The organism is Psychrobacter sp. CoH-33_TS_01 (assembly GCF_058189395.1).
This window is the reverse complement of record NZ_JBVGQI010000002.1, coordinates 74,319-98,062: the sequence shown is the minus strand read 5'-3', so window position 1 is coordinate 98,062 and position 23,744 is coordinate 74,319. Positions and strand designations below refer to the sequence as shown.

General features: G+C 45.6%; 19 protein-coding genes. 9 read left to right on the top strand and 10 right to left on the bottom strand.

The features are described 5' to 3' along the window. Positions 1-335 precede the first annotated feature (335 nt). Complete coding sequence (locus ACZ2XM_RS03535; RefSeq protein ID WP_490587016.1) at positions 336-2,006, bottom strand: ABC transporter substrate-binding protein; 1,671 nt, start codon at positions 2,004-2,006, stop codon at positions 336-338. 875 nt (positions 2,007-2,881) lie between these two features. Continuing rightward, positions 2,882-3,325, bottom strand: coding sequence for an SRPBCC family protein (locus ACZ2XM_RS03530; RefSeq protein WP_490587015.1), 444 nt, complete (start codon positions 3,323-3,325; stop codon positions 2,882-2,884). Positions 3,326-3,591: 266 nt separating this feature from the next. On the opposite strand from ACZ2XM_RS03530, the gene ACZ2XM_RS03525 reads away from it, so the two are divergent. Both ACZ2XM_RS03525 and ACZ2XM_RS03520 read left to right on the top strand, forming a co-directional pair. Next, on the top strand, positions 3,592-3,828 hold the full coding sequence (locus ACZ2XM_RS03525; protein WP_490598323.1) for a DUF2798 domain-containing protein: 237 nt from the start codon (positions 3,592-3,594) through the stop codon (positions 3,826-3,828). A 160-nt stretch (positions 3,829-3,988) separates the two neighbouring features. Beyond that, positions 3,989-4,678: a 7-cyano-7-deazaguanine/7-aminomethyl-7-deazaguanine transporter gene (locus ACZ2XM_RS03520; protein ID WP_490587013.1), complete on the top strand. Its 690-nt coding sequence runs from the start codon at positions 3,989-3,991 to the stop codon at positions 4,676-4,678. A 39-nt stretch (positions 4,679-4,717) separates the two neighbouring features. Here the strand turns inward: ACZ2XM_RS03520 and ACZ2XM_RS03515 are convergent, their stop codons facing one another. From ACZ2XM_RS03515 to ACZ2XM_RS03495, 5 genes are all read right to left on the bottom strand, one after another. Further along, positions 4,718-5,434, bottom strand: coding sequence for an aspartate/glutamate racemase family protein (locus tag ACZ2XM_RS03515; RefSeq protein ID WP_490587012.1), 717 nt, complete (start codon positions 5,432-5,434; stop codon positions 4,718-4,720). Positions 5,435-5,479: 45 nt separating this feature from the next. Then, positions 5,480-6,451: an EamA family transporter gene (locus ACZ2XM_RS03510; RefSeq protein WP_490587011.1), complete on the bottom strand. Its 972-nt coding sequence runs from the start codon at positions 6,449-6,451 to the stop codon at positions 5,480-5,482. 362 nt (positions 6,452-6,813) lie between these two features. Next, entirely contained in the window at positions 6,814-7,986 is a 1,173-nt protein-coding gene (locus ACZ2XM_RS03505; RefSeq protein ID WP_490618999.1) for a L,D-transpeptidase family protein, read from the bottom strand. 477 nt (positions 7,987-8,463) lie between these two features. Beyond that, positions 8,464-9,852, bottom strand: coding sequence for a cation:dicarboxylate symporter family transporter (locus ACZ2XM_RS03500; RefSeq protein WP_490587009.1), 1,389 nt, complete (start codon positions 9,850-9,852; stop codon positions 8,464-8,466). Between the two features lie 193 nt (positions 9,853-10,045). Beyond that, on the bottom strand, positions 10,046-10,561 hold the full coding sequence (locus tag ACZ2XM_RS03495; RefSeq protein WP_490587008.1) for an HPP family protein: 516 nt from the start codon (positions 10,559-10,561) through the stop codon (positions 10,046-10,048). A gap of 429 nt (positions 10,562-10,990) precedes the next feature. On the opposite strand from ACZ2XM_RS03495, the gene ACZ2XM_RS03490 reads away from it, so the two are divergent. Then, complete coding sequence (locus tag ACZ2XM_RS03490; RefSeq protein WP_490587007.1) at positions 10,991-11,551, top strand: DinB family protein; 561 nt, start codon at positions 10,991-10,993, stop codon at positions 11,549-11,551. Between the two features lie 270 nt (positions 11,552-11,821). Here the strand turns inward: ACZ2XM_RS03490 and ACZ2XM_RS03485 are convergent, their stop codons facing one another. Next, positions 11,822-12,541 (bottom strand): YidX family protein, encoded by a 720-nt coding sequence (locus ACZ2XM_RS03485; protein ID WP_490587006.1) that lies wholly within the window; start codon positions 12,539-12,541, stop codon positions 11,822-11,824. A gap of 195 nt (positions 12,542-12,736) precedes the next feature. Here ACZ2XM_RS03485 and ACZ2XM_RS03480 point away from each other — a divergent pair, with 195 nt between their 5' ends. From ACZ2XM_RS03480 to ACZ2XM_RS03465, 4 genes are all read left to right on the top strand, one after another. Continuing rightward, the gene (locus ACZ2XM_RS03480; RefSeq protein WP_490587005.1) at positions 12,737-13,810 is read left to right on the top strand and encodes a DUF2157 domain-containing protein; all 1,074 of its coding nucleotides are present in this window, start codon (positions 12,737-12,739) and stop codon (positions 13,808-13,810) included. Then, positions 13,807-14,964, top strand: a complete 1,158-nt coding sequence (locus tag ACZ2XM_RS03475; protein WP_490587004.1) for a DUF4401 domain-containing protein — start codon at positions 13,807-13,809, stop codon at positions 14,962-14,964. The genes ACZ2XM_RS03480 and ACZ2XM_RS03475 overlap by 4 nt, the downstream gene beginning before the upstream one ends. Next, entirely contained in the window at positions 14,961-15,602 is a 642-nt protein-coding gene (locus ACZ2XM_RS03470; protein ID WP_490587003.1) for a GDYXXLXY domain-containing protein, read from the top strand. The genes ACZ2XM_RS03475 and ACZ2XM_RS03470 overlap by 4 nt, the downstream gene beginning before the upstream one ends. Before the next feature lie 240 nt (positions 15,603-15,842). Then, positions 15,843-16,820 (top strand): zinc-binding dehydrogenase, encoded by a 978-nt coding sequence (locus tag ACZ2XM_RS03465; RefSeq protein ID WP_490587002.1) that lies wholly within the window; start codon positions 15,843-15,845, stop codon positions 16,818-16,820. A gap of 151 nt (positions 16,821-16,971) precedes the next feature. Here ACZ2XM_RS03465 and ACZ2XM_RS03460 read toward each other — a convergent pair whose 3' ends face one another. Further along, a complete protein-coding gene (locus tag ACZ2XM_RS03460; RefSeq protein WP_490587001.1) occupies positions 16,972-17,916 on the bottom strand; it encodes an SH3 domain-containing protein in 945 nt (314 codons plus the stop codon). 222 nt (positions 17,917-18,138) lie between these two features. Then, positions 18,139-19,755 (bottom strand): glutamine-hydrolyzing GMP synthase, encoded by a 1,617-nt coding sequence (guaA, locus tag ACZ2XM_RS03455; RefSeq protein ID WP_490587000.1) that lies wholly within the window; start codon positions 19,753-19,755, stop codon positions 18,139-18,141. A gap of 473 nt (positions 19,756-20,228) precedes the next feature. On the opposite strand from guaA, the gene ACZ2XM_RS03450 reads away from it, so the two are divergent. Further along, positions 20,229-21,962 carry an FAD-binding oxidoreductase gene (locus tag ACZ2XM_RS03450; RefSeq protein WP_490586999.1) on the top strand — a complete coding sequence of 578 codons (1,734 nt, stop codon included), beginning with the start codon at positions 20,229-20,231 and terminating at the stop codon, positions 21,960-21,962. Between the two features lie 71 nt (positions 21,963-22,033). Continuing rightward, positions 22,034-23,728 carry a glycerol-3-phosphate dehydrogenase/oxidase gene (locus ACZ2XM_RS03445; protein WP_490586998.1) on the top strand — a complete coding sequence of 565 codons (1,695 nt, stop codon included), beginning with the start codon at positions 22,034-22,036 and terminating at the stop codon, positions 23,726-23,728. Positions 23,729-23,744 lie beyond the last annotated feature (16 nt).

Here is a 23,744-nt window from a genome sequence, read left to right as displayed (position 1 = left end):
TTAACAATCTACAATCTCGTCAAAAAATATTGATAATTAGCCTAAAAAATAAATAAACGTCCCCTCAATGAAGAGACGTCTAAGGGTAAAAAAGATACAGGCAACCAATAAGGTAGAGCAGATGAACCGTGTCGATGAACCGTTTCTATGAACTAGAAATACGACTAAGCAAAGGCACGGTTAAGCAAGGGTAGGAAGGTACAAAGGACGCAAGCTTTTCAGCATTATTAGGATAATAGGGCTGATGACGGTGATGACATTAGGAGTACTGATATCATCACCATGTTGAGCAAATAAGCTACCATCCTTAGCAGCCTCGCCTACTGGGTTTTCTATTAGTGCTTAGCGACCGAAAGGTCTTTGGCCTGCCAGTTATCCAACGCATCTTTTGATGGGAAGCCAACCACATAAGGCTTCACTAAGCGCGCACTGATGTAGTGATAAACCTGAATTAACGGCATATCCGCATCAAGCTGAGCTTCGGCTTGCTGATACAGACCGGCGCGTTGCTCAGGCGTCACACCCGCTTTTAGCGTCTGGCTCATTAAGTTATCAAAGTTCGCACTGGTATATTTACCGTGGTTGTTACTGTTACCGGTCTTTACGATATTTAGGAAAGTAGAAGGTTCGTTATAATCGCCACACCAGCCAGCACGCGCCATCTGATAGTTGCCATTACGACGCGTATCTAAATACGTTTTCCATTCTTTATTGACCAATTCGACATCGATAGCGCCCAACGACTCTTTCCACAATGACGAAGCCGCTACCGCCAATTTCTTATGGTTGTCGTTAGTGTTATACAACAGCTCAAATTTCAACGGCTTGCTGTCGCTATAGCCCGCTTCGGCCAGCAGAGCTTTAGCCGCTTCGATACGTTTAGGCTTATCCCAAGATTCCCACTCTGGCGTATTTTTTACATCGCCATTGGTTGCGGTTGGGGTTAGCTGATACGCTGCAGTTTGGCCTTGGGCGAGGACCTTATCCACGATAGTATCGCGATCTAAGGCCAGCGCTAGGGCACGACGCACACGCACATCATCAAACGGTGGTTTTACCGTGTTCAGCTCATAGTAATAAGTACAGAGGTACGGCGATACTTTGAGCTCATCACCGCGCTCTTTTTTCAGGCTGGCAAACTGCTCGGTAGGGATTTCGTTATAAGTAATATCGACTTCGCCCGCTTGGTAGCGCGCCACATCGGTATTGCTAGAAGGAATTGCCAAGAAAGTCAGCTTGTTAATCTTGGTGTTGGCATCGTCGAAATAGCTGGGGTTACGCTCCATGACGATCTTATCGTTAATCTGCCAGTCCGTGACTTTATACGGGCCATTGACCACGATATTTTTTGGGTCGGTCCATTTATCGCCAAACTCTTCGACGGTTTTTTGATGCACAGGACGGACCGAGTTATGAATCATCATGTCGGGGAAATAAGGCACGGGTTCAGATAACGTAATCTGCAAGGTCTTAGGGTCAATGGCTTTGACACCTAGGGTATCAATACCGGCTTTACCATCAACGATTTGCTCAGCACCGACGACTTTAGCATCGGCTAGATAACTTGAATACGGTGACGCAGTATTAGGATCAACGACTCGGCGCATGCTATAAACGAAGTCTTCTGCTGTCACTGGATCGCCATTTGACCATTTGGCATCCCGCAATTTAAACGTCCAAACCTTGTTGTCTGGGCTTTCCCAACTTTCTGCGATACCCGGAATCGTCTTGCCATCAGGATCGGTATTGGTCAGGCCGACCAGCATCTGACGGTTAATTGTGGCTTCAGGGACGCCGGAAACTTTATGCGGGTCTAATGACTCCGGCTCAGCGGCATTATTAATGACCAACTCTTGCTTCTCCGCTAGCACACTAGCATCAATTTTGGCAGAGCCACTCGCAGACGCGCCATCTGCAGGCTTATCACCACAGGCGGTCAAAAACATAGCGAGTACGAGGGAGGTAGGAACGAATAAAGCGGTAGAAAGACGAGAGAAGTTTTGCATACGACATCCTGAGTAGCAAAGGCTGGCAAATTACCAAACGGCATTGATCTGACATGGCAAGTAGCCTACGTCATCCTGACGTTTGAATCCTATAGTGGCAATAAAATAAAAGATTAAAATAAAAGGTAAAACTAAAAATTGGTAATGAATTAGCGCAATTAACGGTCTGCTAAAATAACAGTCGGAAGTATTCTAGTCAACAATGGTCGAATTTACATCTTGAACAAAAATAACATCCTGTTAATTTTGCTGCAAGCCCCTTCCTAATGATGAATTGATCATAATGGCCTAGCAGTTTTAATGCCTTTACTAACTGTCTCTACTAAGAGAGATGGCAAGCGAATTTAAGGGCTAAAAAAAAGACCATCTCACTGTGAGATGACATTTGCGGTATTTATTAATAATAAAAATCTTGCTATATGTCAACATTTTTTTATGAATAGTGAGTAATACTGCTAGAAAATAGTAGAGAATAACGGCTGGTCACTATTTTGATAAGAGTAATGAAGACGTGCTATTGGCTCGATAACGACGTCATATTTTGCTAGATTTATCTTGAGTAAAACTTTATCTTCCATGAAATTAAATCTTGTAGAAAATTTAGTTGTTGCGATAGCTCTTAACGAAAAAATCTCTATTATTAATAAATCAGATTGGATATAGCTAAACCTTTGACTATATTGAACTTATCTAAACTACGTACATAAGCACTTAGCAGTAAAAATCACCGGATAGTATTTAGGGTCAACTATTAACGTAAAACCACGTATAAAAAAATGCCTGCGTTGCCGCAAGCACACAATTAACTTTGTAATAATAGAAACTATTAACCGTTAAAGACGCCTAATTATAAAAATCAGCAAACCCTTTAAAAATTATTGCTTAGCCGCAATGGCTTCACAACGCTCCTTAAGTGCTTGATTCATGACCACATAGCTTTGCCCTAAGTCTTTAATTATCCCACCCATAACTGGTACAATAGCGCCCTTAAATATCTCGCCTTGTACAAAGGTCGTGCTGCCGTCTTTATTGGCTTTGACTTCGAAGTAATGCTCACCCGTAAAGATCGCTTTTAGCAGCAGCTTACCCTTCCAGCGGTAAGTGTCTTTTTCTTTAAACTCTAACAGCTTAGGCCGCACTTTTAGCGTTCTGCCTTTTGGAGTTGTTAGCTTAAGTTTGAATTTTTTGCCGACCTTATTTTTCGTGCCTAAATGGCGAATCGTGGGATTCCACTCGGGATAGGCTTTATAGTCCATTAAGACCGCCCAAACGATAGCAAGTGGCGCCTCGATATCGATGGTTTCTTTGACTTCTTTCATGACGCTTCCTTGCAGTGAAAATGAGCGATGATAACAGGTAAAAAGGCCTAAGCTATTGCCTTAACATAGCATCTTTTGTCCTGATAGAGATAATAATTTATAACGGCTCAGTTTTCTTATGCTCTGCCAATGAGGCTAGGGTGCATTACTAATGCTGTGAACGCTATCCTATTCATCTTTAAAAGTTTGTTAGCGGCTAAGTTATACTAATTACTGCCCTAACAAATCGTTGTATTACTGTTATATCAATGAGGTTATCGCCTACCATGCGTATTCATGCTCGTTATTATCGTTTAATTTTCACAGGGTTAATGGCGCTGCTGATGTCTCTAATCATCTCGACCGTATTGCTCCTTATTAAAGTGGGCTGGAGCGATCATTTTCTCAATGATTTGGTACATTCTTGGGGTTTAGCTTTCGTCGTCGCTTGGCCGTGTGCCTATATTTGCGCGTACTTGATTCAAGTGCACTTGCTGACTCGTATTGATTTTCACCAAGATTAATCTGCTAGCCTGGTTGGTCGCTGCTAGTCGCCGGCCTTATGGTTTGCCGAAATTTGACTAATCAGGCCATCTTTGGTCTATCTTTACTTACTGCCTAGATTTCTTTATACTCCGCCCCCCTCAGGTTCCCTCAACCCTGATTTAAAAAAAGGACTCTTCTATGAGCACCCCTTCGTCCCACAATCCTGCTACTGCTGCCATCACGACTCCCCCACTCTCACCCATACGCTATAGCCGTGCTTTATTTTGGCTTGCGGGTCTGCACATCTTTATCATTGCCATCAGTAATTATCTGGTACAAATCCCTGTGGAGCTCTTTGGCTTTATCACCACTTGGGGCGCAATTACCTTTCCCTTTATTTTTCTGATTACTGACTTGACCGTACGTATCTTTGGTCAGCAGTTGGCCAGAAAAATTATCTTTTTTGCGATGCTACCGGCGTTGGCGATCTCGTATTATTTTTCCGTGGTCTTTGCCAACGGTCAATTTATCGGTCACGAGCATCTACTCGATTTTAACCTGTTTGTCTTTCGCATCGTCTTGGCCAGCTTCAGCGCTTATGTCATCGGACAACTGCTAGATATCCAAGTCTTTAATAAACTGCGCCAACTAAAAACTTGGTGGATTGCCCCGCTAGCTTCGACATTCATTGGTAACTTAATAGACAGCCTGTGCTTTTTTGCCATTGCTTTCTACAAAAGCCCCGACCCTTTTATGGCGGCGAATTGGATTGAAATTGGCACGATGGATTATGCGTTTAAGATGGTGATGGGTGTGTTAATCTTTTTACCGCTATACGGGGTGATATTGGCGAAGTTGCAGAAGATGCTGGCGGGAAATAAAAAGTAGCAGCGTGGTAGGGCTAATTGCTTATTTTTGAGTAAATGGTTATTTAATTAAAAACCTCACTGCTGCCTCAGCATGAATCTGAGTGGTATCAAACACGGGTATCGAGCTATCAGCTTGTTTAATGAGTAAACCAATTTCGGTACAGCCTAAAATGACCCCTTCTGCGCCCTGCTCGGCTAATTGCTCAATAATCTCAACATAACGTCGGCGAGATTCATCGGTAAACTGACCTTGGCACAGTTCGTCATAGATGATGCGGTGGACGTCAGCACGTTCTGTGGTATCAGGAACCATTACGGTTAGCCCCGCATCAAACAAACGCTGCTTATAGAAATCTTGGGTCATAGTAAAGTTAGTCCCGAGCAAAGCAATTTTGCTGATTCCTGCTGCTTTAATCGCTGCTGCCGTGGCATCGGCAATATGAATCAGGGGTAATCCTGTAGCCGTTTGCACCTCGTCTGCGACCTTATGCATGGTATTGGTAGCAATTAATATTCCTTGCGCGCCTGCCGCCTTTAAACGTAAACCACTATTAATTAATAGCTCAGCCATTGCTGACCAATTTCCTTTTCCTTGCGACTGTAAATCTGCAATGGGAGCAAAATCGAGGCTATGGAGCAAAATATCAGCCGAATGTAGCCCACCCAATTCTTGCTTTACCCCTTGATTAATCAGTTGATAGTACGTCTGCGTGCTCTCCCAACTCATACCACCGATGATGCCTATCGTGCGTTGACTCTGCGCTACTTTACTCATAGTCTTTCCTTATTATTATTAAGTTTTAACTATTACCTAAACCAACTAACTTAACGTAGCCTTTGCCTTACGAGCAAAATGACTGCGTTTTAAATTTGCCAATACTAGTCCTGATAGAATCAATCCCATCGCCAGCATCTTCCACCAAGTCACCACTTCCCCGGTTAATAATACCGAGGTGGCCATACCAAATACAGGCACCAGTAGCGCAAATGGCATAACTTTTGACGCCGTATTTTCACTGAGTAAAAACGCCCACAGTCCAAAGCCAATCAGAGTTGACATATAGACAATAAAGCTAAGCGATAGCCACGACTTAATCGATGCTTGGGTAAAGGTGGCGACTTGCCAAGCCGCGGTCTCAAAGATTAAAGAGGCGATGGTCAAAATCACGCAGGCGATCAAACCACCCCACACCACCAAGGACAGTGCTGATAATGGAGCTGAAAGGGCAGTCGCTCTAGAAGACTGCAGGGAAGTGGTATTGACGTTATGGCTAGGTGTTGCACTCGCAGCGGAAGCTTGTTTTGAGATTTGTTTGGAAGCAATGTTGCCAAAGCTCCACCCCGTAGCCGCAATCAAAATACAGATAAACCCAAGTAGTGGCATATCTCCGCCTAAGTTAGCGGCAATCACTGTTAGCCCTAACATCCCGATGACCATACCGATAATCTGCATGCGGTTCACGGGCTCGCCGAGCATAAAAAAAGCGAGTAATACGGTAATGAAAATCTGCAATTGTAACAGTAAAGCGGTCAAGCCAGCCGAAGCGCCGAGGTGCATGGCAGTGAAAACAAAGGCGTATTGCAACACAAACGTACCCACCGCATAGGTCAATAAAGTACGGTTAAACTTGGGTGGTTTAATAAATAAAATCAGTGGAATAGCGGTAAAAAAGAAGCGCAGGGCACTGAGCATTAACGGCGGAAAGCTCTCAAGGCTCCAGGCAATAAAAGTGAAGTTAATGCCCCAAATCAGCGTCACGATGATGGCTAGTAATAGGTGTATTGGGGTCATTTGCTGTCCTGTGATTTGCCGGTAATAAAGATTGAAGGCGTGCCCAGTTCACCAAACTGATACCATGCTCGTCTTAGCTGAATATCTGAGCTAAACTCAGTGGCTTCAGGGAAACTCAGCTCTGTCGATGATGTGCCGACGACTTCGGATGCGTTTTTAACATGGTTGGGGGAGTATTTAAAAGAACATGCACAGCAAACTACTAAAAGTGTGCTCATTAATGAAAAATAAGCTGGAATCAGCAAAGAAAAATGCACCATCAATTAGCAATTATTTGACTTATTTGAGCAAGCTTATCAGGCAGTTGATGAGGTTTAAGAACTAACCTGTTAAAGGATTAAACGGTTATACCTTAACCACCATCACTCAAACTTAACCGTCGCCCCTTCCTCAATAGTGCCATATAACCCTAAGACATCCCAGTTGGTTAAGCGCACGCACCCTGACGACTTTTGCTGGCTGATTTTCTCTGGGTTGGGTGAGCCATGAATCCCAAAACTGGGCTTGTTGATGCCTATCCAAACTCGTCCTACAGGATTATTCGGACCGGGCGGTAGCACCGTTTTCTCATTACTAAAGTCCTTGTTATAAGTGGGATTTATAATCCGACTTGAGACTTTATACTCTCCATCCGGCGAGGGTCGATAGTTACTGCCCATGGTGGTGGGATAGCTGGCGACCAGTTGCTCGTCTTTATCATAAGCTAACAGCAGGTTTTTCTGTTTATTGGCCACCACGTGAGCTACGGGGGTCATATTAGGTCGATAAGGATTATAAACCAAGATTTTGTTGCCCGCTTCGAGCGGCGTGTCTGGATTCAGACTAGTCAATAACCCTTGGCTCATGTGAAACTTCTCAGCCACGGCCTCCGTAACACTGTGAAACTGCTGACCTTTGGGTTGATAAGGAATGGTCACATCGTCTTTGGTCAACTGATAATTCACCAATACCGGTTGGGTATTAATATCATAATTAGCGGTTAGCGCCTCCCAAGTTTGACGGTCCATCACTCCGGTAGGCTCTAAACCTTGTTTTTCTTGAAAAACTTGCATGGCTTTGGCTACGTTTCGACCTAAACTCCCATCTACTGCGCCCACGCTATGATGATGGTAATTTAATAACGCTTGGATTTTAATCGCCATCGCTTCATCAACAGTCTCACCTTCCAGCCACACCGCATTATTGGTAGCGATAGCAATCTCTGGTAGCTCATCTACCTCATAAGCCACTTCCGGCAAAGCATAAGCCAACCTAGCCTCTGGCGTAGGCTCCTCTTCAGGCTGCTGACTATTGCTGTCGAGCTCAAGGTCATTCACATCTAGCTCAGAGCTCTCATCATCAGCGGTCTCCAAAGTATCTACTGAGTCAGACGCTACTAGCTCTTGCGCGCTCTGCTCTGTAGCCCCCGTGTCTGCGTATGCTGAATTCTGGTCATTAGATTGCGAGCAGCCACTCGTCATCATCAGACTTAATAGGCCACAGCCGAGGATTAGTTTTAGGGGCGTACGGGGATTGGTTGAGAGCGAATATTGCATAGATGTAGACACTGCCGGTTACCTACTTAGGTGAGCACTGCCAGCCTGATGCTGCAGTATGCTATGAATAAAGAAAGGTTCAGGTTTAGCTGGGTTAAATAAGCTACTTTTCAAATTTTTAAGGCTATTATTCAGTCAGTAGCTCAAAAATGACTGGGTATAAAAGTCATTAAAAATATGGTTAAAAATTGCACAAAAGAAGAGTTTTTTACCTCTGTAAATATATAGTCTTTTTCATTATTTCTCTACCTGTATTCAATACTTAGGTCAATATTGTGGGCTATATGCAAGCGCAAAACGACACTACCTATTAAACACTAGCCTACAACCCTAGAAAACTAGACCATAAAAAACCAGCTAACATTCAAAAATGCAGCTGGTTCTTTAATTTTTTAGTAGATTTTCATTATGCTTAGCGCAAGCTTCCTAAGCTAAGAATCCTAAGCTAAACAATACTCTCAACTTGGCTAAAATAAGCTAACCGTGGCTGGCTTGAGGCTGATAAGCCGCATTACCAACGCTAGTATCTACCATATCGTCCGCGCCAATAGAGCTGCCCAAAATACGGTTGCCCACGACACCGGAAGTGATAGAGCCGCTGACATTCACTAGCGTGCGCATCATGTCGATTAATGGCTCGATGGAAATTAATAAGCCTGCTAATTCTAAGGGCATACCCAAAGTTGATAATACGATGATGGCGGCAAACGTTGCGCCCCCGCCCACACCGGCCACCCCAAACGAGGCAATCATAGAAATGCCTACTACTGAGGCGAGAAAACTGACTGACCAAGGGTCGATGCCCATGGTTGGGGCAATCATAATGGCGAGCATCGCAGGATAAACCCCAGCACAACCATTTTGGCCAATAGTCGCACCAAACGAGGCCGAGAAGTTAGCGATAGGTTTCGCCACGCCAAGCTCATTAATCTGCGCGTCAATATTCAACGGAATAGAGGCGGCAGAGCTGCGTGAGGTAAAGGCGAACGTTAATACAGGCGCGATTTTCTTAAAGTGGGCAATCGGTGAGCGACCGGTCAACATAATGATAAAGGCATGTACCACTAGCATGATAAATAACGCAACATAAGACGCCAGTAGGAACTTGGCCAATTGCCAAATCGCATCAGCATCGGTAGTGACGATGACTTTAATCATCAATGCCAAAATACCGTAAGGCGTCAAACGGATAATAAAGCGCACCAACGCCATAATCCAGCTTTGTAAGACGTCGATACCGCGGATAATTAACGCGCCTTTTTCGGGCTCAGCCTTATTGACGGTCAACGCCGCTACTCCCATTAGGCTGGCAATCACTACTGCCGCGATCATGGAAGTACTCTCTAGGCCTGCAAAAGTGCCACCGATACTGGTAGGGATAAAGCTTAGAATCAGCCCAGGAATCGACAAGTCAGCGACTTCCGCACTGCTCTCGACCATGCTTTGACCACGCGCGATTTCGGACTGGCCTTGTACGATAGAGCTGGCATCGAGATGGAATAAGTTGGCAATAATAGCGCCATCTAAAGCGGCAATACCGGTGGTAATGAGCAGCGTACTAATAATCCAAAAGCTCATTGAGCCGATCATCGACGCTTTTTCTAAACGTGCGATAGCTGCCAAAATTGAAATAAAGACTAGCGGCATGGCAATCATCTTCAGCAAATTGACATAGCCGGTACCGACGATATTAATCCAAGGTAAAAACTCGCTGGTATCAATATTTAGGGCAGAAAGAATTAGCCCGTAGGCCACCCCCAAAAACAACCCTAAAAACACGCTACGGCTGAGCGAATCACTCTGACGATGATAGCGCCACAAACCGTAGAGCAGCGCTATAAATACAGCAACCAATAATAACACCATAAAAACACCCTAAATGCCTAAAAAATATAAAGAAAAACCCAGAAAATATTCTGGGTCATTATCCTGATTTAGACTATAAGAGCTAGTATTAAGTCATTATTAGTATATTCCAATTGGATATAAGTATTAATCCATTAAGTCATTAATGCGTTTTTTTAACTGCTATCTCTTAATTTTAACCCTAGTCTTTTCACTACCAATAAGTGGGATACTGCCTGCCAATGCCGACGTTATTATAGATCAAGGCGACCATAACCAACGCTACGGAACCCGTCAATGTTGGGGTAAATAAAAACGACCACTTGGCACCCGCTAGCATAACGATTAAAGGGTTAGAGGCGGCAGGCGGATGCGGGACTCGTAATAGCAGCATTAATGCGATAGCCGTACTGGCAGCGGTGGCCATACTCCACCAATGCAGACCAAAAACGTAGAGAAAAACCAATCCCGTCATCGTGGCAATACAGTGACCACCGACGATGTTGCGTGGCTGGGCAAAAGGGCTGGTAGGATAAGCAAATATCAATAGACAACTGGCGCCGAATGAACCGACAATCATCACTACATCTTGCCAGTCTTCTATTAATGCCAATGCCGCTGTAGCGATTGTACCGCCAATCCAAGCAATGGCTATCATCCACAATGGCAAGCGCTGCGGACACTTTTCTACCTGACCTCTTAGTTTTTTGATACTAAACACTTGCGTCATTCTGCTACCCTTAAGACTCAAAACGCCCCAATTAATAGACCACTATTGGGTCTGCAATTAAGGGCGCACTATATTCATAACTTTTTGTACAGTATAGCCTTATAGATATAGTCGTCCTAGTTTGCTTTTATGCCAATCAGGAATAGGAAAATAACATTCCGCCACAAGATGGGGCAAAATCCTATAAGGTGGTAGCGGTATGGGACTAAAATTTAGATCATGTTTTGATGGGTTCAGGGGCTTAGAAACCATGATAAAACTTATTTCTATAGTCAGTCCTGTTTAAAACGGGTACTTAGCGAGTCACTGATATAAATTTTCTGGCTAGAAGTCATTATATGACTGAGGCAGGCGCAAACTTATACCAGTGACTCTGTGTCAAATCTTGAGTAGACTGACTATAGCTGCTAACCCTGCGGAGAAACCACGATGATGTCAGCTTTATTTAGCAAGTTAGCGCTTTACAACGCGCGAATGAATCAGCAGATTTGCGAGCGTATTGCTGCCCTTCCCCATGAGGAGTTATGGGCGGATAGAAAAGCTGAGTTTGTGTCGATACTGGGTACGCTCAACCATGTCATGGTCATAGACTTGATGCTGCTAGCGCGATTAAACCAACATCCTTTACATCCCTATGGTTTTGCTACCTTAAAGCGTTTGGCGGACTACCCTACGACCAAAGGCATTCGCCAAACTCTCTATCGTGAGCTGGCAGACTTTACCGAAGCACGGTACGCCCTCGATCAATTGATTAGTGATTTCGTGGCGGAGACTAGCGAGGCAGATTATGAGGTGTCGCTAAGTTATCAAGAAGTGGGCAGTAGTCCTGATAGTAAAACCTTAACCGAGCCGTTCTATTTATTAATGCAAGATTTGTTCAATCATCAAACCCATCATCGCGGTCAGCTGCTGACCTTATTGGATCAATTGGATATTAAGCTTAAGACGACCGACTTTTTGGTGATTATTGCGGATGACTATGGTGCATAAGATAGCAATCGTTATTGGTGATCATAGTTATACTTTAAAAAATTATATTCACAGCGCCAATTAATAATGCTAAAAAAACCTATAACGTTTCACGTGAAACAAACTTTCTTTTCTACAATGACAAGTGGTCAGCTGAGGCTATATGCAATCAATCTCAGGCTATAGGGCCATTGCTTAATTCTAGCCCATAAAAAAGCCAATACCCTTAATGTAGAATATCGGCTTTGCTGATGCTAGTTTTTGCTAAGTCTATATAACTAACCCATGCGCTTATAAAGCATCTAACAATTGAATGGGTAAAGTCACCACGTCAAAGGCTAAGGCAAACGGCAGTAACACTAGTTTCTGCGCGGCATTAGTACCACTACGTTGGGTCTGGGTGGTTTTTCCTTGACCATAAATGGTCACCGCATAAGGCTTGCTCAGCGCCTTATAGTTAGACTGAATCATACTCAGATTGCTCACTTGCGGATAGATTGCCCCTTTAATAGGCACCTTAAAGCAGAATCTTTGCGCATTGATACGATTGTCGCTAGCAGAAGTACAATCCGTGCCGCCGTTCTGTAAAAAGAACTGATAGTCGCTGCGTTTAAACTCGTCTTTGAGCTTGGCATACGACATCTTCATCTCACCCTGAAAATAGCCGTCATTCGCAGAGTAGAAACTCATGTCATTATCGACTTGGATATTTTGCGGTGTCAGAGTGGTCAACAGTTTGACCATTTCGGTGCCACCTTGGGTCAGCACATAGCTGTGTTTTTCGCCAACGATAACGGCACTGTTAGATGGCATATTTGCCAAAGGTTGCGCAGGACGGCCAAAGGCAACCAGTTGATCTTCTACCAATACTTGCTTGGTGGTAGAGGTCGTGCTGCTATATGGACCGTCATCTAATAAAGAGGATGTGGCACAACCCGAGCCCGCCAAAATAGCGGCTGACGCTACAGCCATAGTCACAATTTTCACTGACAATATTCCACTCTTATTCATGGTAAATTCCTTTTATCTCTCAGTCTATTCAAGGTATGCTAGCACTACTCGCATTCATTTAACAATCATTTAATGTTTGCTTTACGATTGCTTACGCGTACTATCTTCTTATATTAATCAGTTAGTTATTTAGCTTATGCGGCACGTTCCCTTTAAAAAGCAATAATAAAACCATCCGCATTTATAGAGGCGACCATGACCCAAGCCCGGCGTACCATCGATACTCTTATCGCCCAAAATATACTGCCACCCGAGCAGGCTGGGGCCGCAGCACATCATCTCAAAGTCTATCCTAGCAAACACAGTTGGCTGGCCTTTTTTGATAAGGCGCTGCTCATTATCGGACTGGTCGCTTTAGCATTAGCGATAGTATTTTTTATCGCCTATAACTGGCTGAATATGGGCAAGTTGGGCAAATTCGCTTTGGTCGAAGGGGCGTTAGTCCTCACCATACTCGGCTATGCGGGACTGGCTTATCAACGTAAACATAAGCTGGTACAACAGCTGCTATTGTTGGTCGCTAGTATTATTACTGGCAGCCTCTTAGCGCTATTTGGACAGGTCTATCAAACGGGCGCCGACACTTGGCAGCTGTTTGCTAATTGGGCGTTATTAATCATCCCATGGGTACTCATTGCACGCCTGCCCGCCCTTTGGCTGTTATGGTTCGGGTTAATCAATGCCAGTATCATGCTTTATACCGCGGTCACCACTTTCTTTGGTGTCGATTACTTTTATCAAAGTTTTGTCTATTTAGCCGTGCTGTCTATCGTGAACTTTATAGCGCTGATTTTATGGTTAGGTTTTATGGGGCATAAAGCTAATGCCAATAACCCATTGGCCAATAGAGCCTATACCCACCCAAGCTCAGGCGCACCGTCTAGTACGGCAATCCAGCAACATTGGAGCACCTATCTCGTTGGTTTAGTCAGCGCCTTTTTTATGACCCGATTGGCCGTCCTGTATTCATCGCTAATGGATAATAGGACTATTTTGCTAATGAGTCTCGGGCTTTGGGCACTTTGGGCCGTATTTATGTGGTGGCGGTTTTATAAGCGTCAGATTGACGTCTTAATGCTCACTTATCTATGCGGCTCCGCCATTATCGTGATTATGGTTTGGCTAAGCGAGACCCTCCTGACGGATTGGAATGCCGGTAGCCTGCTGATTTTGGCACTGCTGCTGTTAGGACTTAGCTCCGCCGCGGTCGTTTGGTTGCGCCGCGCTGCCCAATTAGCAAAAATCACTACGCCGCGGAGAGTATTATGACCACCCAACATACCGAAACTGTCCGCGAACTGCAGAAGATTGGACTTATCCCGCAAACCTTGAGTGCAGATAGCTCCATAGCCGATAACCATGACGACACCCCGTGGTATCTGCAAATATTCTTGGGCGTCAGTGGCTTATTATCCGGCCTATTATTAATCGGTTTTTTCGTGCTATTGCTGTCCTCCGCGCTACGCGATAGCAGTACCCAATTTATCGTCGGCAGCTTATTAATAGCCGCAGGGTTTGCCTTATTGCTTGCCAGTCGCCGCCGTGGCAATACCTTTCTGACCAGCCTTGCTTTTGCTAGCAGTATCGCTGGGCAAGGATTTTTCGTAGCCGCCTTATTGGATTTAGAGCTAACAGAGCCTGGCATCGTTGGAATAATTTTGCTAATGCAGGCCGTTTTAGCCCTGCTCATGCCAAATTTTTTACATCGATTGCTTAATAGTTTCGTGGCGTTAGGCTGCTTAGTATTTTTATTAACCTATTACCATGCGCCCGAAGTTACGGCAGGCTTATTAGCACTAATCACTGCAGCATTGGGGCTACATCGTTATGCCATGCTCAGTGGTGTCTCTCGTAAATGGCGACCCTTTGTCACCGAGCTTAGCCGCGCCGTTACTTATGCCAGTGCGTTCATGCTGCTGGTCATCTCCGTGTATGTTATCGCGGCAGAATACTCCCCCGACATCATCGATTACGATACGAGCTTTAGCTACCATTACCCGTTAGCGCAGGGATTGTTGGTCCTCGCTAGCCTATACGCCGCTTACCTTATCCTAGCGCGCTATCGTATTAAATTGACCTCATCAGCAGGACTAATAGCTGCCTGCGCCATTATTGTCCTTGGCATTATTTCCGTCTACGTTTCCGGCCTACTCGCTGCTAGTTTGGTCATCGTCATTGCTATGGCCAACAGCAAGCGCGTGCTGCTGGTGTTGGGCATTATCGCTTTGGTCAGCTATATATTTTGGTACTACTATCAACTCGATACCAGCCTACTGCTCAAGTCAGCTTCCATGCTTGCCGTGGCTATCGGCCTGCTATTGCTACGCTGGCTACTCATCCATAAAGTCTTGGCCGCAGACAGTACGCCTAGCAAGGCTGAGATTAATCTGCCCAATCGACTCAACTCGGAGGAGCGCTCATGACTGACGATATCCAACCGGCCCATGTCAAATTCTATAGTAGCGCAGGCACACGCCCTCGAGCGGTGCGACTGCCCGGCGGTCGCCCTGCCCCTACGCCTAAAACAGAAAACCGGATGTTAAAGCTAGCGGTAGCGCTGCTAGGTTTAGTAATGGTATTGGTCGCCATAAGCTTGTCTATTTATAAATACGAGCAGCACTTGGCTACTGGCGAGACCGTGTTATTAGAGCTGGCTCCGGTCGATCCGCGTGGCTTTATGCAAGGCGACTATATGACGCTGAGCTTTGCCTTAGAAAATGACATCCGTACCGCTTTAGGCGCACAATCTGACAGCCTTTATTTGGATAATACTGAGGGTAAAGTCATCGTCGCCAAAGATGCCCATGGCGTAGGACAGTTCGTCCGCTTGGCCGATAGCGCAGACGCTCAGCCCTTACCCAAAGGTGAAATAGCGCTGCATTACCGCGTTCGCAATGGCCAGATAAAATTCGCCACCAACGCGTTCTTCTTCCAAGAAGGTCACGCCAAGGACTATGAAGCTGCCGAATACGGACTATTTCGGGTAAATGATCAGGGTGACCCATTACTCACACAGATGGTGGATGATCATTATCAAGTGCTTGCGCCAAACAACCCTTAGCTAACCATCCTTAACTAACAAGCCACTTAAAATACTGACTAAAAATCTGCTGGAAATACTGAAGCGAAAGCTAAAAAGACAAGTCATAACAGCGGGTAACCAAAGTCACGTTGCCAGCGCGGATGGCAAATTGTTATCTTGGATTGATGTTAAATAACTGTTGAATAATCACTAATATTTATTTAGCACTATCAATAATTTATAACTACTAACTTATAACTATTAAACCAAGGAATAATTATGCGCAGCGCAACCTATGACCATTTTGGCAAACCTACTGAAGTCCTAAGCTTAGGCGACCGCCCTACCCCCGCACCCAAAGCCAATGAAGTCCGCATCAAAACCATCTTGGCCTCCATCCATAACCATGACTTATTGACCGTGGCTGGTAAATACGGCTTTAAGCCCAAGATGCCGGCGATAGGTGGTAGTGAAGCCGTGGGCATCATCGATGCGGTAGGCGATAAGGTGACAGACTTAAAAGTGGGTCAACGGGTGGTCTGTGCCAGTGTGCAAGGCACTTGGGCGGAGTATTTTACCGCTACCGCCAGTATGGTCTTTCCGGTACCAGACAGTTTAGAAGATGAGATGGCCGCGCAATTAATCGCCATGCCGCTCAGTGCTTTGATGCTAATTGAATTCCTCAATCTACAACCTGGTCAATGGGTTATCCATAACGCTGCCAATGGTGCGGTGGGTAAATCTCTCGCGATGCTAGCGGCAGCGCGCGGTATCAAGACTATTAATTTGGTGCGCAGTGCCGAGTCGCTAAAAGAGCTGACTGCCTTGGATATCAAAAATAATATCAATACGTCGGATGAGGACTGGAAGGATCAAGTGCGTAAATTGGTAGGCGATGAGCCAATCAGCGCGGCGGTAGATTCTGTCGGCGGCGAGTCGAGTGGTGACTTATTATCACTGCTAGGTCATGGCGGTACTTTTGCTACCTTTGGCGCGATGTCTGGCAAACCGATGCAGCTTAATCCTACCGATATGATCTTTAAACAAGCCATTCTCAAAGGATTTTGGGGCAGTAAAATTAGCCAAGAGATGCCGGTCGCTAATAAACAGCGTCTAGTTAATGAGCTGATTGAGAGAGCCGTCGCTGGACAATTAAAACTACCGGTTGAGGCGGTCTTTGATTTGGCTGATGTGGTTAAAGCGGTGGATGGTAAGGTTCAGTCTGGTAAACAGGGTAAGGTTTTGTTGAAGCCTTAATAGACTAGAACTCAGTATTTTCCATAGAAAAAGGCATCCTTATTGGGTGCCTTTTTTGCGTTCATTTGCGTTCATTTGCGTTCATTTGCGTTCATTTGCGTTCATTATTAACTGTAAGATAACCTATAAAACCATTATACCTAGCCTTAATTTACTTAAAATATGTCGTATAGCGTCTTAAAACCCAACCTTGTTCAAATTCGCCATCAATTTTTACTTCTACCATTAGCCAAGATTTATTAGACTTATCTATCACTCTTACTACGGTGCCAATAGGTAGAGTATCTATTATCGTTGAATTCATGCCGAAATTATCACGAAAGTTCAAATTATTTACTGTTGTAACTCGATGACCTTTTAGTGCTTGTAGGTCAACTACTGAAGAATCTGATCTAATTAAAGACTTTACCTCTCTAGAAGTTTCTAAATTTTTTGATACTTCTTGAAACTGCTGAATATAATTAACGCTCATGCTGCTAGCTATACCAATAAAGTACTGTAACAAGATGGCTGTACAAAAGAAATATAAAATCTTCTTAGCTTTCTCTGAATACGAACCAAAATCTTTTCCTGACTTTATTTCATCACTTAACTCAGCATCAATTTCGGCTAGTGAGCTTTCGGACAGTTCCTCTATATCACTTGTAGTTAGATCAGTTGCTAGAATCTCGTTAAGAGAAAAACTCTTTAACCCAGACAAAGCTTCTGTAGCATTAGCCACAATGCTACCAAGCTCACTTATCTGGTTCTCATTAGAAAATCCTGCAGGCGATATAATCTGCGTCGATGCTTTGTAAGAAGAAAGTGCGGTCTCAAAAGCTCTTGTTAGAGAAAGAGCAGTCGCAGTATCTTTAAAAACTGCGTTATTCTCTGTAATTATGTTGGATAGCTGTTGCATTACGCTGTTGGTAGCATTGTCTAAAAGACTATTATACGGAGATGACTGAAGATACTTTTTTAACGTATCCTCAGTGCTTATCAAGCCCGCTAAATTTCCCTCTAAATTTAAACCTTTTACTCTTTTCAGTATATTATTTAGAGAGTGGACTGAAGATGCCTGTTCAAGTTGCTGTTGCATTTTATTAGCCATTTCCATTGCTGAAAATTGTACTCCTTGCTGAAACCCTCTATCCATAATAATACTCTCTCATCAGGTACCACGAAGTCTACAACTCATATAGATAGTCATTGGTATAAATTTATTTTTATCAAATATTTAAATTATGATAACAGCATTCCCACACAAAAAAAGGCACCCCAAAACAGGAGTGCCTTTCTTATCATCCAGCGCCTAAAAGACTAAGCTAAAACCTAGCCCTTATTCCCACTCAATAGTAGCCGGCGGCTTGCTCGACACATCATAAGTCACACGCGAGACTTCAGCGATTTCGTTCATGATGCGGTTCGATACCGTCTCAATCAAATCAAACGGCAGATGCGCAAAACGCGCGGTCATAAAGTCTACGGTCTCAACTGCACGTAGCGCGATAACCCAAGCATAACGACGGCCATCACCCACCACACCGACTGACTTAATCGGTTGGAATACCGCAAAGGCTTGCGCGGTTTTTTCATACCAACCCGAACGCTCAAGCTCCTGCATAAAGATAGCATCGGCTTGACGTAGGATATCGGCGTACTCTTTTTTCACTTCGCCCAAGATACGCACACCCAGACCTGGTCCTGGGAACGGATGACGGTTGATCATCTTCGCGGGTAAACCTAAAGTGATGCCCAATTTACGCACTTCATCTTTGAATAAGTCACGTAGCGGCTCGACCAAAGCAAAGGCCAAATCATCTGGCAAACCGCCAACGTTATGGTGACTCTTAATCACGTGGGCTTTGCCTTGATGCGATTTGGCTGACTCGATGACGTCAGGATAAATAGTGCCTTGCGCCAAGAATTCTACCGGCTTGCCATCGCTATTTGCGCTGACATCACGCGCCGCATCAGCGAAGACGTCAATGAAAGTTTTACCGATGATTTTACGTTTTTTCTCAGGATCAGATTCGCCCGCTAGTGCGGTTAAGAAGCGCTCTTCGGCATCGACACGGATGACTTTGACCCCCATGTTTTCCGCGAATACTTGCATCACCTGGTCGCCTTCGTGCAGACGCAACAAGCCATTGTCCACAAACACACAAGTTAGCTGATCGCCAATCGCTTTATGCAAAATAGCCGCCACGACCGAGCTGTCGACACCGCCAGATAGGCCTAGCAATACTTGCTTGTCACCGATTTGCTCTTTTAGCTGAGCGACACGCATATCGATGATGTTGTCTGGGGTCCAATCGCCGCTACAGCCACACACTTGATGGACAAAGCGTGATAGCAACACTTGACCTTGTAGGGTATGCGTCACCTCTGGGTGGAACTGTAGACCGTAGTATTTTTTCTCTTCATTGACCATGACGGCGATAGGACAGCTTGGCGTGCTGGCGACCACTTCAAAGCCTGCAGGCGCTTCGATGACTTTATCACCATGGCTCATCCAGACGTTTAGGCGACTGTTGCCATCTTTGCTGTCTTCCACCCCATCCAGTAATTGGCAGCTGCCGGTCACTTCAATAGTGGCTGCGCCAAATTCATGCACGTCACTGGCGTGTACTTTGCCGCCGAAGTGATCGGCCATCGCTTGCATGCCGTAGCAGATGCCGAGGATAGGCACTTCTAAATCAAATAAGGCTTGATTGATTTTCGGGCCATTTTCGTCATGCACACTTTCAGGACCACCCGACAGGATGACACCCTTTGCGCCAAACGCTTCAATACGCGCGGTATCGATATCGTAGGGATACATCTCACAGAACACACCGGCTTCACGCACACGGCGTGCGATTAATTGGCTGTATTGCGAGCCATAATCGATGATAAGGATGCGGTCTTGTTTGATTTCTGGTGTAGAGCTTGCAGCGGGCGTTGGGGTAGTCATGGCTTCAGTTCCATCAAAAAAGGTCAGTAATAAGAAGAGTTTTACATAAGAGGCAGAGTTAGGGGGGTATTTTAACAAGTTTCTACGTGTGGATGGAGATTGTGTTTTATTGAGAGGATTAATAATTTGACTGAATAAACGAATGTCAGCGATTTACTCTTATAAATATGGCTGATATAAAAAACAGTTTTCTATATTGCGCTATCTAAAAACAAATAGTATTGTATATTATACAGTTAGCGTAGTACTTCTGCTTACAAAAGCAGACTTCCCGTTGGGCACAAAGCCTTTATTAGAGCAGGACTAGCAGACGGGTAGAGTCAGGTGCTGGCTGCGCTATATTGTTGGCGTGAGATGCGCTATATTGGGTATAGCGCCTAGTCAGCAGTAGGCTTATGAGTCCGTCTAACAGCACGCGAGCGACCCTTTTATTATCCAAACTATACTTATAATAAATCGACAGGTTATGCCCTATGAGCAAAATTAACGCCCTTATTCGTAATACCACGCAAAATATCTCTGCTACGGTGCTTACTAAGCCGACTAAAAACCTCAGTATAGACAGCAGTGCCACCAGCAATACCCCCATAGAGCAGACCCGCTGGAATGGCTGGGGCAATGTCAATGTGAATAAAAAAGTATCGTTACACGGGGCTAGATTAATCAAATCCCATATTGGCAAAACTAAAAAACTGTCTTCTGTTAGCCTACAAAAGGTGCTAAAAACTGTCCCCGAATCGCGCTTGCCTGCCGCTGTGACCGACCTTGAGATGGTGTCCGTCGATAATGAAACCAGACTCAGACACGCGCGTGGTCAAAGTTTTCCGGATTGGATAGCCATGCACAGTGGCGACTTTGGGGTATTCCCTGATGGCGTTGCCATGCCAAAATCGACCAGCGATGTCGAGACCTTATTGCAATTGGCCCGCGAGCACGACCTGATCGTGATTCCTTTTGGTGGTGGCACTTCTGTGGCTGGGCATATCAATCCGCCTAAGGTTTTGCGCCCGGTATTGACGGTAGCGATGAGTCAGTTGGATGAGCTGATGGACTTGGATAAAGACAGTCAAATTGCCACCTTTGGCGCCGGCGCGCAAGGTCCTGCTGTCGAGGCACAATTGGCTGAGCATGGCTATCGGTTGGGGCATTATCCCCAGTCTTGGGAGCTGTCGACCCTGGGGGGCTGGATAGCGGCGCGCTCTAGTGGTCAGCAGTCTTTGGGCTACGGGCGTATCGAGCAGATGTTTGCCGGGGGTACTTTGGTTACACCGCAAGGGGTGCTCACTATTGCAGACCTGCCCGCATCCTCGGCAGGCCCGGATCTGCGTGAGATGGTGATGGGTACTGAAGGTCGTGCGGGTATCTTTACCGAAGTCAAAATGCGCGTACAGCCGCAGCCGGAAGAAGAAATATTCAAAGTGGTATTTTTGCCCAATTGGGCAGCCGGTAAAGCGGTGCTAAAACAAGCGGTACAAAAAGACATTCGCCTCTCGATGCTGCGGCTGAGTAATGCCGATGAAACCGAGGCACACCTACACTTGGGCACGAGCCCCAGTCAGTTTTTAGCCATTAGCACTTATCTAAAAACCCGCGGCTTAGACTCACAAAAAGTGATGCTCACTTACGGCGTCAGTGGTGATAAAGCACAAAATCAGTTGGCGCTGGCTCAGTTTAAACAGCTGTTAGCGCAGCACGGTGGCGTGAGTGGCAAACTGGCTGACTTGATGGGCAAAATATGGGCGCATGGCCGCTTTAAATTTCCTTATCTGCGCGGTACTTTGTGGGAAAAAGGCATCATGGTCGATACCTTTGAGACCGCGACCAATTGGACCCACATCGACCAGCAGATGCAACAAATGCAAAAGGCGGTACGCACTTCGCTGGCGGATGAAGGCGAGGAGGTCATGGCCTTTACCCACATCTCCCACGTGTATAAGCAAGGCGCTAGTCTCTATACCACCTACTTCTTTAGAGCCGGCAAAGACCACGCCAGTACCCTCGCCCGTTGGCAAAAAATTAAACACGCCGCCAGTTTGAGTGTGGCTAATGGCACCGCTACGATCTCGCATCAACATGGCGTGGGTCGTGATCACGCTCCATACCTTGCTGCAGAAAAGGGCGAGCTGGGGCTGCAAGTCACCAAAGATATGCTCAAGAGCTTAGACCCTGAGCAGCGCATGAACCCAGGAGCCTTGCTAGCAGATTAACCGTAACTACCACCCCTACTACCGTATGCTCGTTAGAGCACCACCTTTAGGTGGCTGAAAATGAGTCGTTTATGAACCAGACCCAACAACGTGAGCAAGCTTTAGCCCCCCTATCCCACGATAAACTTTGGGATATGCTCATTATCGGTGGCGGTATTACCGGGGCTGGGATTGCGCGCGAAGCCGTACGCCGTGGCCTATCAGTCTTATTAATCGAGCAAAAAGACTTTGCTTGGGGTACCTCAAGTCGCTCGAGCAAAATGGTGCATGGTGGCCTGCGTTACATTGCCTCGGGTGATGTAAAGACCACTTTAAATAGTGTGCGCGAGCGTGAACGGATGCTGAATGAGGCGAGCGGTTTGGTCAATGAGATGCATTACATCATGCCGCATTATAAAGGCAAATTTCCGCCGCCTTGGATATTTAATAACCTACTTCGGGTCTACGATAAACTCGCCGGCAAACGCTACTTTAAATACTATAAAAAAGACGCTTTTTTAAATTTAGACCGCGGTATTAAGCAGGATAAATTCTTGGGTGCCAGTCAATTTAGTGATGCGGTCACCGATGATTCGCGCCTAGTGATGCGGGTATTGGATGAGGCGGTGCACGAAGGGGCCTGCGCTATTAATTATCTTAAGGCAGCATCATTAATTACTGATGAGCAGGGTCTGGTTACAGGTGCCAACCTGACGGATACGAGCTCGGACACCGCCTTTAATAGTAGCCATGATCCACAAAACACCGCTAGCTATAAAGTTCACGCCAAAGTGGTGGTGAATGCTACGGGCGCTTGGGCAGATACCTTACGGATGCAGGCTAGCCAAAAAACTGAGCAAGCTTTCGCTAAAAAAATTCGGCCTTCGCGTGGCAGTCATTTGGTGATTAGCCAAGAGCGATTGCCTATTCAGCAGGCTTATACACTGTTGCACCCGGTCGATAAAAGAGCCTTATTCGTCTTCCCGTGGGAGACGCGCTCAGTCATTGGCACTACGGACTTAGACCATCCGCCTTTAGACGATAGCGAGGTGGGTATTACCAGCGCGGAGCTAGACTATCTATTGGTCGCGGCCAACGATTTGTTTGAAAATGTGGAGCTGACCCGCGACGATGTAATTAGCTCTTGGGCGGGCGTGCGACCGTTGATTTCAGAGGGCGGTGACGGCAAGCGCATCAATCCTAGTAAAGAGAAGCGTGACCACAGCGTGTGGTTGGACAATAACTTAGTCACCGTCAGTGGCGGTAAACTCACCACCTTTCGACTTATCGCTTTAGATGTACTGAAGATTTGCCAAAAAGTATTGGCGCTTAAACCTGACGTTGATAATCCTAGCGCTGATAACCCAAGAGTTAATGAGCCCTCTTCCGACCGAGTTTTTAGTAATCCGCCACCCACGAATCCAAAGTTTGCCCAATTGCCACAGCCATTACGGGAGCGCTTGCAAGGCTTCTATGGGCGGCAAATCGATACCTTACTTGAGCTTGCGCGTGATGAAGATTTAACTTATGTAGCCGACAGCAATACGGTTTGGGCAGAGATTCGCTTTGCCGCGCACTATGAGCAGGTTATCCATTTGGACGACTTGCTGTTGCGCCGCACTCGCTTAGGTCTAATTTTACCCAACGGTGCGATGACCCCAGAGATTAGCGCTAGGCTGAAAAAAATCTGTCAGCAAGAGCTCGGTTGGACAGAAAATAAGTGGCAACAGGAAGTGCAGCGCTATCAAGCCTTATGGCAGCAGTATTATCATTTACCGGCGGCTTAAGGGTCGGCGCAATGAA